This is a genomic window from Saltatorellus ferox (assembly GCA_007751475.1).
Lineage (GTDB): Bacteria > Planctomycetota > UBA1135 > UBA1135.
The window spans coordinates 1809302-1822394 of the sequence record CP036434.1; the positions used below are offsets into that span (position 1 = coordinate 1809302).

Sequence of the window (13093 nt, forward strand, 5' to 3'; positions counted from 1 at the left end):
TCGAGGGGGTGAGGCGTCCGCGTCGCTTTCAATAGGGGAAGCTCATGCACGCTTGGTCCCAGCCTCACCGACTCCGACGCCACGACGTCCAGCGCCAGTTCGAGGCGCTGGAGCGCTTGGACGTGGTTGCGGTTGCGCGCTGGCGAGATGAGTCGGGGGTGACGGCGATGCTGAGGGGTGCCTTCACGGGAGCCCGCGCGGCTTTTTTGGCGGCAGCCACGGACGGCGCGGCGCCCGGGTGCGACGCACTGATCGCGCGGTGGACGACGCTCTTTGCGGAGCGTGCGCAGGGCGAGTGGCAGCCGGGCTTCGCGCTCGACTGGTGGCTGGACCGGGTCGGCGTTTGGCTGGAAGGGGAAGTCCGCCAGCGGCACGGCGCAGCGATCTCACGCAGCCTCGTCAGCGCCCATCGTCGGCAGACGGGTGCGGCGCCTGATCGGCTCGCGCTCGACGCGATGTTCGCGGCGGCCGTAGCGGCGGCGGTGGACGGCTGCGAGCGCTATGAAAGCAGCGAGCCCTTGGGTCCCTGGCTTGCCGGAGTTGCATACGTCGTGGCCCGTGAGTACGCGCGCGTCGAGGAGCGTCGGGCGCTGGCGCTGCCCCGCGCTGACGTCGAGCTGGATGCGGTGGCAGCTCGGCGCGTGGACGCGGTCAGTCGGTTCGAGGACGCCGAGGTGCGGGACTGGCTGGTGCAGCGTGCGCTGCGCGGCGTGACGCTGCGCGGCGAGCACGCGATCGTGGTCAATCTTCTCGACGGCGGAGAGCGCTCGGCGGAATCGCTCGGGGAAGAGCTCTCCATCAGCGTCAAGCGCGTCTACAAGCGCACCGCGGCGGCGCGCGTTCGTTTGCGTGACGCGATGGAGCGGTTCCTCGGTCGATGACGCTGATCTCGGACCCAAAGGGCTTCCCGCTCTGGACGTCACTCGCGACCTTTGCGGGCGTCGCGACGATGCTGTTTGCTGTGCCCGGGGGCAGCCTGGAGGAATCCGTTCGGGACTCGGAGTACGACGTGCGGCTCTGGATCGGCTGGGCGCACGTGCTGGGGCTAGGGGCCGTGTTCGTCCTGCGCCGCTTCGTCATGAGGTTCGACGCGCCCCATGAGCTGCCCGCAAGCGACGCGGGGCGGGCGTCCTGGCGGCAGTACCAGGCGGGGCTCGACGGGCTGATCCTGCACTGGGTGGCGCTCTATGGGGTGCTGGTCTACGCCTGGTCTCAGCCGCCGGGCTTTGAGGAGACGGACGCGGGCCGAGTCGCGATGGCGTGCGTCGAGCTACTCAACGCCGCCGGCGGGCTCCTGTACTTCTTCCTGTTCTTCGTACTCGACCGGCCCACGGTCGCCACGTCCGCTGAGCCTGGCCGGGATGCCCACTTCCGAGAGGCGTGGCTGATGGTGCTCGCGGTGTCTGCGCTGGCGGCGTTCGGCGCAGCGCTCGCGCGGCTGGGGCGCGTGCCGGGCGAGTCGTTCGCCGAGGTGGCGCGCCACGGGTCGCCGGTGGTGGTGGCCATCGGGATGATGTACCTGTTCGGGCGGTTCGATCGCGCGACGATGGGGGTGCGGCCGCTGGTGGTGGCGCCGCTGTGGGGCTACGTAGCCCTGCAGGCGACGTGGGCGCGGGCGTCGGGGCCGGAGGATCTCGTGTCAGCGGGGGTGTTTGCTCTGGCGTTTCTGCTGAAGCTGTACTTCCTCGCGCTACAGGTGGTGTGGAGCCGAGACGGTCGGCTGCAGCGACGACTGGAGATGGGATGAGGGGTTTGCCTAGCGGCGCTCGATCGACACCAGCCGCATGGCCACGGGCAGGGGCTTGGTCGTCAGCATCTGGACGAAGAACTCAACGTCTGACTTCTTGAAGCCGAAGCGCCCGCCTGTGATCACCCCGCCCGTTCGCAGAGCTGAGTTGAGGTTGGGCCGGGTCAGGATGTCACTGCCCAGCACAATGGCCAGCTGCTGGCCCTCGTGCGCGTCCGTGAAGGCCTCGAACCGATCGTGGTCCGCCGCCGCGACGTTGAAGCCCAGTGCGGGCCGCTCGTTCTGGTCGTAGCTTAGATAGAAGTCGTCGACGCATCCGGAGTCAAAGCGCCAGTCTTCACGCTTCTCCAGCACCAGTGCAATGAGCTCGGCACGGCCCTCCTCGCGTGGCTCCCAGGCGAAGAATAGCCCCTCCGGTGGGCCGCCCTCGGCGCGGGCCAGCACGTTGTACTTGGCGATCGATTCCCTCTGGACGGCGTCTGCACCGGGGATTGTTCCGGCGCCTGCTCCAGCGCCAGCACTTCGCACATACTCCAAGGCGCGCTCGGTCTCCTTCCTCAGATCCAAAGCCTCCTCGCCCTCCGCCGTGATGTTCTCACCGATGTCCTCCGGCCGCGCGGTCATGGCGAGGCGAAAGGATGGGTTAGGCGTCGTCCCCAGCCGCCGGATCTGCTCATCGCTGAGGCGCGACGGGCCGCTCAGGCTCAGCTGGATTCCGCCGTGGGGGGTGTCGATGCGCTTCACACGGGATGGCGGAAAGCGGCTGCGGAGTGCGGCAATCGTCTCGTCTATGAGCGTCGCGGCTTCCTCCGGCGTTAGCTTGAGGACCGCCTCCGCGTCGAACGCCAGGCGCACCTCCACCTGGGGCGTCCCCACCCCGGGCGCCCCAGAGCGGCGCGGCGCGCTGCGCTCGACGGCGGCCGGCCGCGGAGCCTCTGACTCGGAGCCCCAGCCGACAAAGAGAGCGCCGATGGCGGCGAAGATCGCGATCAGGTTCGAAAGGCAGCCTACGGGTTCCATAGCCCGCACCATAACCGCCTTCGGCCTCACCGTCGAACGTCAGCCGTCTCGACGCTCCAGCGCTCGGAACTCGATGCTGCGGATCTCGACCTCCTGGAGGTTCGGCGGAAGGAACAGCCAGATCTTCGCGTTGGCAGGCAGCGGCAGCAGCGGAATCAGCGTAGGGCCCGCCTCCGGATCGTCGGCTCCAGGAACCTCCACCGGGATGATCTCACCCTCCGTGGGGAGTCTGTCGAGGGACAGCGCCGGATACACCCCGATGGTCCCCGGAACCTTCGCCGTGATATCCAGGGCCATGAAGAGCTCAACCGTCTCTGGCAGCCCCTCCAGTCGAGGTTCGATCGCCGGACGGGAGGGGCCGCGGTGCAGCACCACGCGAGCCGTGCCGTCCGCATAGGTTGCGGTCTGTTGGAATGGCTTTGAGTCGAACTTGAGGGGCTCACTCAGGTCGACCCGATGTACCACTTGGGCGGCCTCGAATTGAGCGCGCGCCCCATCGCCGAGGTATTCGGGGCGCCGGTAGGGCTTGCGCGTCTCCAGCACCACTTCGGTGTAGAGCTCGATCACGATGTCGGGCTTCACGCGCTCGACGACGTCCTTCTCGACCCAGCCGCGCCATCGCGACTCCAGCACCGACGCATGCCAGGACAGGAGCGGCCGAATGTCCGTGCCGAACGAGTCGTGCACGAGCAGAACGCGGGGGCGTGACGCGTCAGGGTGCGTGGACTGCACGTCCTTGATCGTGCCGCCGGGGGGCCGTCCGTAGCGCACGCCGTCGGGCTCCTTGGGTCGGAGCTCTAGATCATTCATATGAATGACGCCGTCGAGCAGCATGCGGCTGGCCCAGCTGTCGCCGCTTTTCTCGTGCTTGATGATCTCAAAAGCGTCGAGGGGCCGGGGCGGCGGCGCGCCGTGGTGCTCGTGCAGGTACTCGGCAACGGGGACGTGGCCCGCATGGGCTCCAACGGCCGTCCAGTGAACGCCGTGGGGCGAGTAGATGTTGGTGAGCGTCGTCTCTGCGCCTTCGAGCACGCCCGGCGACGGCTTGGCCGCGATCATCGCCGGGGCCACGTCGATCATGACGACGTCCGTGTGCTCTTCCATCCAGGCGTACAGCTGCTCGCGCCGGGACACGCCGCGGTGGCGCTGGATGCTGTCGGGTAGGAGCTCGGGATAGACGGACGACTTGTGGGGGACGAGCACGACGGCGTGATCGATACCTCGGGCCTGGAGCCAGCTGCGCCGGTCCTCCAGGGACCTCTGCCAGGCGCGGAGCTGGACGCCGGAGAGCGGCGCTGTGCCCGTGAAGCTCTCCATCGAGTGCAGCGCGCTGGAGAAGACCCAGCCGGCCTTGCCGAAGAACAGGAAGCCCGCGGGCGAGGTGCCAAAGAGCTCCATGGAGGCGAGCGCATGGAACCTCAGCGCTTTCTCTCGACCACCCCACGCATCCGCGAACCAGGGGTCGAAGGCGTCCGGAAAGCTGGCTGCTTCGGTCAGGGAGGCAGGGGCGGCAGGTAGCTTGTTCGGTCGTCGCCGGATGATGTCCGCCGTGCGCGCGGCGTTGGCCGAGCCGTGGTGCAGCGCAATGAGTCGAAGGCGGCCTCGGTGAAGTCGCTGGTGCCCTTCGGCCCAGGTGCTGGGCAGCCGCTCAAACGCCTCATCGACCCTGATCTTTCCAGGGCATTCCAGTCGTCGGGTTGGGGGAGTCAGTACGTGCCGCCTCCGCTGGTGGTGAACGCAGGTGGGTTCTCGTTGCACGCGGCGACGCTGATCCGCAAGGGCCAGCGGGCGCAGCTGGAGAAGCTCTGCCGCTATGTGACGAGGCCCGCCATCAGTCTCGAGCGCTTCGAGGTGCGTCCCGATGGGATGGTCTCGTGGCTGCTACGCAAGCCATGGAAAGATGGGACCAAGGGATTCGTCATGACGCCCTACCAGTTCCTCGCGCGGGTTGCGGCGATCGTGCCGCATCCGCGTGAGCACCAGCTGACGTATCAGGGCGTGCTTGCACCTGCTTCGCCATTGCGCGATCAGGTCGTGCCGCGGCCGGTGGTTCGGAAGGAGCCGAAGGATGTCGACGTCGCCGATGAAGACGTCTCGATGGGTTTGCGGGAGCCACCGAAGAGTCAGAGGTCTATTTGCTGGGCGGATCTTCTGAAGAGAGTCTTCGGAGAAGACGTTTTGAGATGTCCGCGCTGCCGCGGGCGTCGGCACATGATCTCCGTGATCACAGATCGGGAGACAGCGCGGAAGGTGTTGGAGGGGGTGAGAGCGGCGGCGAGGAGATCATCCGGTTCATTGGGTGGGGGAGACCCGTCATCGCCAGGGCCGAGCCGCTCACCACCAGCAGAGTCCGAAGTACGAATACCGATGCCGCTTCGGCAAGGGCGGCTGGACTTCGGGAAGTAGTGCGCAGGAGAGCGGCGCGCGGGCCATCGGGCTCGGTGAAATGAGATCAGCCAGCATTCTCGGGGAGGGTGCTGGCTGAAGGTCGTGGTGAAGCGAACCGGTGGTGCCGGTCGGAGAGGCCGAACCGGGGGTGCTTAGCTCGTTGGACCGGGCCGATGGCCGCTGAGGCGCTGCCGCGTGGTCGGTGGGGAAGATGGGTGGCGAAGAATCGGGCCCCAGGGCTACGGTGGGAGCTGTGTCGACACCCCGCTTGGAAGTCCTATCCGTAAGGGCACAAGCGAATTCTCCGACGAGGGCTTCAAGCCAAAAAAGGCCCCTGCTGAACGATACCAAAAAAACTCGAACATCTCTCGCAACCACCTTCGAAACGACGCCATACACAGAGGGCTTCGGAATGACCTTCTACCGGATGCCAGGGCGTGTCACTTTCGAGCACGCTCCTTCTTCCCACAAGACCCACGCCAAGAATGATGATTAAGATCCCGTTGACACTGTTCGCCACCTCCCTTCTCGCTCTCGCCGCCTTCGCAGGAGAGAGGATTCAACCGGACGGCACGTTCCACACCACTCCCGGAGGCCACAATGGTGGACTCCAGACCGAGGTGTCCAATGGTGGAAAAACGATGAAGATTCCTTCGATCGGACGCACCTACCATCTGACAACTCATCCGGTGACAGGAGAGCAGCTCTACAAGATCGATCCCGACAGTCTCGGGCGCTATGTGCGCTTCCAAGGCGGATGCCCGCTCTATGACTGGGAGGTTCTTCTCTCGGATGGTGTCACGCCCAATGGGACGACCGGGCAGCTCGTCCCGGACGCATATCACTGCGACTGAGCTTCCGACCTGAAGCGTGTCGTGTATTGGCGAACCCGAGCCACGCGTCGCCTGAAACGCAATCCTGCGCGAAGTTCGACGTGACTTGACCATCGCCACGCGTGGTTCAATGCGCCTCGGCTCTCAGTCCGGCCGGCGCACGACTCGAGTTCGCCAATGCACGACACGCTCATACGATCGAGATAGTCTCGAGCAGCTCTACTTGCCCGCGCTCTCTCCCGCACCCAACCATGATGACCAAGACCCTGCTGCGGATCGCCGTCCCCCTGATGGCGGCCTTGTTCCTGGCCTACCTGTTGACAGGAACGGGCGACTCCGAAGAGGACCTGTCACTTCCTGCAAGCCAGAGCAGCCGTTCTGCTGTTGCAGCAGGCGCAGAGAGCCTGGCTGACCCGGGAGTGCGGAGGGAGCGTGAGTCGGTCCAGCGAGACGATGTAGCTGGTCCCGGCTCTCCGATGGAGATTGCGCACCTCCGCATCGTGTCCAAAGGGTCCGGTACGGGCATTCCATTCGCCCGGATCCAGGTGCCGAGCGGGGTGACTCACAGGGCCGATGATCTCGGATTCGTCACCCTCGGAGGGAAGGCTGACGCGGACTTTCTCGTCCTGGCCGCTGGGTACGAGAGCGAGCGGTTCTCGACAGACGGCATGGCGATGAAGGTAAAGCAAGATCCACTTTGGCCCGCACCATTCGCGACCATCGCTCTTACGCCGAGTGCAGTGTGTCGAGTTCAGGTATTCGACGAACAGGGAGCAGTCGTGGTCGGTGCCGCCGTGTCCTTCTATGGGTGCGGTCCGGGTGTTCGTCTCGCCGAGGGGGACGCACTGCTTCAGGAACGGACCGATGAGGACGGTTACTGCGAGGTCCTCAGCTCGGTCAATCTGATGGCTGCGGCAGCCTTCGGAAGCATGGTGACCTGGGCCGAGTTGTCCCTCTCCGACGGTCCCGTCCGACGGCTCACGCTTCTGCCAACGCGACGGCTTCTGGTGGAGGAGGTCACCAAAAGCGCTCCCCTGGGTGGCGTGGCCTTCAGCGTCGACCGCGGCAGCGATTCATTCCAGGAGGGCGTGACCTATGTCTCCGCTGAGGATGGCAGCCTCACGCTTCCCGAACTAATCGGTGGTGAAACGGTGATCGTCAGGGAAGCCGGCTACGAGTTCGTGGAGTCGAAAAGTGGCGACTATGGACTGATCTTCCCGAAAGTCGCTCAGCTGAATCCGATCGGCCCGGACGGCGGCGTCTTGGCGCTGCATGATATCGCTAGCCACCTTCTCCTTCTCGATGAAGCTGGAACGCCGATCCCCTTGAAAAGGGTCGACTACAACGTAGAATTTCTTGGGCAGGTGGGAGCCTGGGAGATGACCCCCACGGTGACCACGCGGCGCATCGGGGGAGCGTTCCGGCTGGACGTCCGGCAGTATGCGGACGATACCTTCCGGGTGGAGGTGCGCGCCCAGGACTGGGCACCTGTCCATGTGAGCGGCGAACAACTGCTGGCATCGACGCGAGAGAGCCCCGCGTCCGTGACTCTGAAGCCTGCCGAGTACCGTGGTGTGTACATCAGGGACCTGTCGGGGCGACCGTTCCGCGGTGAGATCCTGGTGAGAGCCGGATTCGAGTCCTCCTACAACCTGATCCAAGGCACACCGCACGCAGAAGGTTACGTTGGGTCTATTCCGCAGAGCACCGAGTGGCTCAGGGTCATGGTCGTCCTGTCCGGCGAGCTCTCGGCATTCGAACCCGGGACGCGTCAGATATTCTCGGAGCGTGTAGGCCCAAGGATGGACTCAGAACCCATCGTGGTCACGGTCGATGAGCCGCTGGGCTCTGTGAGCCTTCGGCTCTCCGGGAGCGATTACGCCCAGAGTTGCTGCCTTGGTAGTCAAGCGGCTCGATGCTTCGGTGAGGTAGGCGTCGACGGCCTACTCCATCTCGATGGTGTCCCTCTCGGCAAATACCACATCGGGGGCGAAGCGGCGGTATCACAACTCATTCGCCGAACCGACGCTGGCGCCAACTCGCTCTTGATCGATGTACAGGGAGATGTCGCGCTCGACAAGGACGTTGACTCACTCTTCTGCACGGCGCGGGCTGAGACGAATGTCATCGCTCGCAGCGCGGGCAGCCTGATGTACGTTCCCGTCTATGGCGTCATGCCAGAGTCGGTCTCCGGCTTCCCAATCTCAGAAAGCGACTGCCAGGCCATGCCACCGGACGGGGTGATCGTCAACCACCCGGGTGAAGCGACGCATGTCGGCTACCTCATGGTCCTGCCGGCCTCTCAGCTTTGGGAGAATCAAAGGCGAGGGGAGGGTCGTCGAGTCGTTGCAGCGGTCGACCGTGGTTCCCATCTGATCCTGGAGTTCGGATCACTCCGCATGATCCGAGAGGACTCGGCTGCGCGCTCGCTAGTCGAACGGGTGCATCTGTCCATGGAGCCAGACCCGGAGCTGAAGACGGGTGAACTCGCCAGCAGGACGCGCCTCTCGCCCTATTCCTCGTCTTTCCTGCTGAGTGCCCACAATTCGACTCTACTCGAGGGGATTCCTGCGGGGACTTATCTCGTCGGCCTTCCTGGTGCGCCCAAGAAGCGAATCACAGTGACAGGGGGGGGGCTGACCGAGATCACGTACTGACGCCCATCGCACCCGACCCTACGCGAACTAGACTCCCCACGCGTCGACGACGTCCATTCCAGCGGCTATCGTCCTCGCATGGAATTCAGATCCACCTCAAGTCTCTCATCCAGGGGGGCACGGCTCGCCGCGGAGTCTCCGATGGCCGAGTACATCGTCGAGCACTTCGCTCGGTCCAGCGGGGAGCAGGGGACCTCGAAGGGTCTTCCCGGCTACGTGGCGCTGTGCATCGCTCCTCTCACGTCGGCTGAGGTCAAGCAGGTTCACGGCGACGCGATCGCGCGCATCCGCCGCGTGCTAGAGCGCTACGGCCTGGACCCAAGCGCTCTCGGACTGCCGCAACCCCAAGGCGACGAGGCCCCCTGGGAGCACGCGGAGGAGTGCGCCCATGAGCAGCCGCTCCTGGACTTCGGCGATGCGCGCGATGGCTCATTCTTCCCTTCCCTGAAGGCGGCCTCGGTGAAGTCACTGGTGCCGCTAGACGGATAGGTATTCCAAGCGGGGTGTCGACACGGTGCCCAACGTAGCTGCTGGGCAGCCGCTCAAACGCCTCATCGACCCTGATCTTTCCAGGGCATTCCAGTCGTCGGGTTGGGGGAGTCAGTACGTGCCGCCTCCGCTGGTGATGAACGCAGGTGGGTTCTCGTTGCACGCAGCGACATTGATCCGCAAGGGCCAGCGGGCGCAGCTGGAGAAGCTCTGCCGCTATGTGACGAGGCCCGCCATCAGTCTCGAGCGCTTCGAGGTGCGTCCCGATGGGATGGTCTCGTGGCTGCTACGCAAGCCATGGAAAGATGGGACCAAGGGATTCGTCATGACGCCCTACCAGTTCCTCGCGCGGCTGGCGGCGATCGTGCCGCATCCGCGTGAGCACCAGCTGACGTATCAGGGGGTGCTTGCACCTGCTTCGCCATTGCGCGATCAGGTCGTGCCGCGGCCGGTGGTTCGGAAGGAGCCGAAGGATGTCGACGTCGCCGATGAAGACGTCTCGATGGGTTTGGGGGAGCCACCGAAGAGTCAGAGCTATATTTGCTGGGCGGATCTTCTGAAGAGAGTCTTCGGAGAAGACGTTTTGAGATGTCCGCGCTGCCGCGGGCGTCGGCACATGATCTCCGTGATCACAGATCGGGAGACAGCGCGGAAGGTGCTGGAGGGGGTGAGAGCGGCGGCGAGGAGATCATCCGGTTCATTGGGTGGGGGAGACCCGTCATCGCCAGGGCCGAGCCGCTCACCACCAGCAGAGTCCGAAGTACGAATACCGATGCCGCATCGGCAAGGGCGGCTGGACTTCGGGAAGTAGTGCGCAGGAGAGCGGCGCGCGGGCCATCGGGCTCGGTGAAATGAGATCAGCCAGCATTCTCGGGGAGGGTGCTGGCTGCAGGTCGTGGTGAAGCGAACCGGTGGTGCCGGTCGGAGAGGCCGAACCGGGGGTGCTTAGCTCGTTGGACCGGGCCGATGGCCGCTGAGGCGCTGCCGCGTGGTCGGTGGGGAAGATGGGTGGCGAAGAATAGGGCCCCAGGCTACGGTGGGAGCTGTGTCGCCACCCCGCTTGGAAGTCCTATCCGTCGGCCGAGGCAATGTTCCTCGAAACGGAGGCGGGCACCATCGACTGGTATGGTGCCTGCCCTCTACTGCACAGAGAAGCCTCCGCTAAAGAAAAGACATGAAGTACCCACTCAGGCCTACACTGAATTTCGTTACCATTGTGGCCATAGCGCTTTCTACCTTGAACTCCTGCGGATCAAAAGATAATGACCATGCATCAGTCCAAGACGCACGCGACGTGGAAGCTTTAGGCAAGCACCTTCCTTCGGACTCTCAACTCACTGAGCCCTCCCCGACAACTTCCGACGGAAAAGGTCACGCAGTAAACGACGTCGAGTACTTCAGGTTCCCTAACTTTATGATGGTCGGGATTGTTAGATCAAAAGCGGATGACGTTTCAATGAATGTCATTGATAACTCCCGATTAGCAATGGTCCCAAATCATGGCGAGCTATTATTTAGTTATGGCGATAACCGCTACATGGTGACATCTAAAGATTGTAGAAATAGAGAAATACTAATAAACGGCGTCATGTATAAAGGCGAGGGCGTGGTGATTTATCAAGACGGAACGCTCTCAAGTCCCGCCGCATCGAACAATCCTCTATTGCGCGCAATAGAAAAATAGCGCGGCTGAGCGGGGTTCGCTGGCATCCACCTGGGCAGCCGCTCAAACGCCTCATCGACCCTGATCTCGGCCTTGCATTCCAGTCGTCGGGTTGGGGGAGTCAGTACGTGCCGCCTCCGCTGGTGATGAACGCAGGTGGGTTCTCGTTGCACGCAGCGACGCTGATCCGCAAGGGCCAGCGGGCGCAGCTGGAGAAGCTCTGCCGCTATGTGACGAGGCCCGCCATCAGTCTCGAGCGCTTCGAGGTGCGTCCCGATGGGATGGTCTCGTGGCTGCTACGCAAGCCATGGAAAGATGGGACCAAGGGATTCGTCATGACGCCCTACCAGTTCCTCGCGCGGCTGGCGGCGATCGTGCCGCATCCGCGTGAGCGCCAGCTGACGTATCAGGGGGTGCTTGCACCTGCTTCGCCATTGCGCGATCAGGTCGTGCCGCGGCCGGTGGTTCGGAAGGAGCCGAAGGATGTCGACGTCGCCGATGAAGACGTCTCGATGGGTTTGGGGGAGCCACCGAAGAGTCAGAGCTATATTTGCTGGGCGGATCTTCTGAAGAGAGTATTCGGAGAAGACGTTTTGAGATGTCCGCGCTGCCGCGGGCGTCGGCACATGATCTCCGTGATCACAGATCGGGAGATAGCGCGGAGAGTGCTGGAGGGAGTGAGAGCGGCGGCGAGGAGATCATCCGGTTCATTGGGTGGGGGACACTCATCATCGCCAGGGCCGAGCCGCTCACCACCAGCAGAGTCCGAAGTCCGAATACCGATGCCGCTTCGGCAAGGGCGGCTGGACTTCGGGAAGTAGGGCGCAGGAGAGCGGGGCGCGGGCCATCGGGCTCGGTGAAATGAGATCAGCCAGCACTCTCGGGGAGGGTGCTGGCTGAAGGTCGTGGTGAAGTGAACCGGTGGTGCCGTTCGGAGAGGGGGAAATCGGGGGAGTTCGGCTCAGCGAGAAGCTCGATAGCCGCTCGGACGCTCCCGCGTGGCCCGCGAGGATGGGGGTAGCGAAGAATCGGGCCCCGGGCTACGGTTACCGGGGTGTCGACACCCCGCTTGGAAGTCCTATCCGTCTGTCGAGCTTCGCAGCAGGGATGACCCAACAACGTTTATGGCAAACTACGTGGGCTCTACCGGTGACACCTATGAACAGCAGCGAACCTATGTGGAGTTCTGCCGCCTCCAACTACCAACTGGCTGGTTCCGCCTTAACCGCGGCTTGACCTGGCAAGCGAATTTTCGGTTCCTCAAGGGCCCAACGGAATGGATCGACAATTTCTCCTACACGGAACTTCTGTGAATAATAGCTACAGTTCGATCGAATCCGTCAAGGTACTGACACTGAAAAGATGTTCGCTGATCGCGTTGCTACTTGCCTGTGCGTCATGCGACAGGGTCGAAACGAGCGAGCCGCCTGGGGAGACATTTGATCGCGCGGGCACGGCTAGAACAGCGGCCGGAGCGGGGCGAGAGCAGCTGAAGCTAGCTCCGCCCGGAGATGAGCACCAGCTAGCGGCTTCTTTGGCCAGCGAGATATTTCGGAAGGCGACAATCAAGGACCAGCTGCGCTTCCTTGAGCAGTCGTGCTTGAGCATCGGCGCGGAAAGAACAAGGGCGGCAGTAAATGGCGATACTGTTTCTGCGGCATTGGCTTCCCGAGATGGGAAGGCAACAGGCAGCGCGATTAGTACAGTTACAGCAATTGACAGTGATCGTCTCGGAGAATTATGTCGTGAGGCCTCGCTCGCTGAAGACTGGGGGACCTTCTTTACGTACCTGCATCTCGCACCACTACGCCAGTCTTACTCTCGCATTCTCCCGAAGTTTGTCATCCCGAAGGCAGGCGCTAGAATCCAGCAGCACTACCAAGTTGCATTCAACCGAGTACAGCATGTCCGTGATGGAGGGATCGATGATACGATGATTAGCCTGCGTGCCCTGGACGCTATTGTCGCGAGCTGGACCGGGAAGAGCGTGCTTGGCGACCGCCCTATGGACGATGATTTAGGCCTTGTGAAGAATCGCGTGCACAATGAGGCCGCGAGAGTAAGGCATCTTATTGAGAGTGAACTTGATGAAGAATGAATCGAAGATTTTGCCGGACGGGTTCTACCGTTTGGTCTCCACTACTCACATTGGCGAGAGAATAGTTGCTTTTGGCTGCGCGTCGGTGATCATTCGCGACATCCGCGACGGTGAAGGCGCCGTTGCATGCGTATCTGGGCCGCTCAGTCAGAGGGAGGACGTCGTGCAGTTCCATCCTTCGATTTCGAGCGAGAGTCG

Annotated in this window: 12 protein-coding genes; 10 read left to right on the top strand and 2 right to left on the bottom strand. The window is 63.4% G+C overall.

Features of this window, described 5'->3' with window-relative positions:
- The first annotated feature begins 44 nt into the window (after positions 1-44).
- Both Poly30_RS06565 and Poly30_RS06570 read left to right on the top strand, forming a co-directional pair.
- The gene (locus tag Poly30_RS06565) at positions 45-881 is read left to right on the top strand and encodes an RNA polymerase sigma factor (protein ID WP_145195493.1); all 837 of its coding nucleotides are present in this window, start codon (positions 45-47) and stop codon (positions 879-881) included.
- Positions 878-1747 (top strand): hypothetical protein, encoded by an 870-nt coding sequence (locus Poly30_RS06570; RefSeq protein WP_145195495.1) that lies wholly within the window; start codon positions 878-880, stop codon positions 1745-1747. Before Poly30_RS06565 ends, Poly30_RS06570 begins: the two co-directional genes overlap by 4 nt.
- 9 nt (positions 1748-1756) lie before the next feature.
- On the opposite strand, the gene Poly30_RS06575 is transcribed toward Poly30_RS06570, so the two are convergent.
- Together Poly30_RS06575 and Poly30_RS06580 are read right to left on the bottom strand one after the other, a co-directional pair.
- Positions 1757-2608: a SecDF P1 head subdomain-containing protein gene (locus Poly30_RS06575; RefSeq protein WP_145195497.1), complete on the bottom strand. Its 852-nt coding sequence runs from the start codon at positions 2606-2608 to the stop codon at positions 1757-1759.
- 198 nt (positions 2609-2806) lie between these two features.
- Positions 2807-4165: an alginate O-acetyltransferase AlgX-related protein gene (locus tag Poly30_RS06580; RefSeq protein WP_145195499.1), complete on the bottom strand. Its 1359-nt coding sequence runs from the start codon at positions 4163-4165 to the stop codon at positions 2807-2809.
- Positions 4166-4339: 174 nt separating this feature from the next.
- Between Poly30_RS06580 and Poly30_RS06585 the strand changes: the two genes are divergently transcribed.
- The 8 genes from Poly30_RS06585 (at position 4340) to Poly30_RS06620 (ending at position 12895) form a co-directional block, all read left to right on the top strand.
- Positions 4340-5173 (top strand): transposase, encoded by an 834-nt coding sequence (locus Poly30_RS06585; protein ID WP_145195501.1) that lies wholly within the window; start codon positions 4340-4342, stop codon positions 5171-5173.
- 485 nt (positions 5174-5658) lie between these two features.
- A complete protein-coding gene (locus Poly30_RS06590; protein WP_145195503.1) occupies positions 5659-6009 on the top strand; it encodes a hypothetical protein in 351 nt (116 codons plus the stop codon).
- A 230-nt stretch (positions 6010-6239) separates the two neighbouring features.
- Positions 6240-8645 carry a hypothetical protein gene (locus Poly30_RS06595; RefSeq protein WP_145195505.1) on the top strand — a complete coding sequence of 802 codons (2406 nt, stop codon included), beginning with the start codon at positions 6240-6242 and terminating at the stop codon, positions 8643-8645.
- Positions 8646-8723: 78 nt separating this feature from the next.
- Entirely contained in the window at positions 8724-9134 is a 411-nt protein-coding gene (locus tag Poly30_RS06600; protein WP_145195507.1) for a hypothetical protein, read from the top strand.
- Between the two features lie 25 nt (positions 9135-9159).
- On the top strand, positions 9160-9945 hold the full coding sequence (locus tag Poly30_RS06605) for a transposase (RefSeq protein ID WP_145195509.1): 786 nt from the start codon (positions 9160-9162) through the stop codon (positions 9943-9945).
- 363 nt (positions 9946-10308) lie between these two features.
- The gene (locus Poly30_RS06610) at positions 10309-10818 is read left to right on the top strand and encodes a hypothetical protein (protein WP_145195511.1); all 510 of its coding nucleotides are present in this window, start codon (positions 10309-10311) and stop codon (positions 10816-10818) included.
- A gap of 125 nt (positions 10819-10943) precedes the next feature.
- Complete coding sequence (locus tag Poly30_RS06615; protein ID WP_419191042.1) at positions 10944-11618, top strand: transposase; 675 nt, start codon at positions 10944-10946, stop codon at positions 11616-11618.
- A 488-nt stretch (positions 11619-12106) separates the two neighbouring features.
- Positions 12107-12895 carry a hypothetical protein gene (locus tag Poly30_RS06620; RefSeq protein ID WP_145195515.1) on the top strand — a complete coding sequence of 263 codons (789 nt, stop codon included), beginning with the start codon at positions 12107-12109 and terminating at the stop codon, positions 12893-12895.
- Positions 12896-13093: the final 198 nt, after the last annotated feature.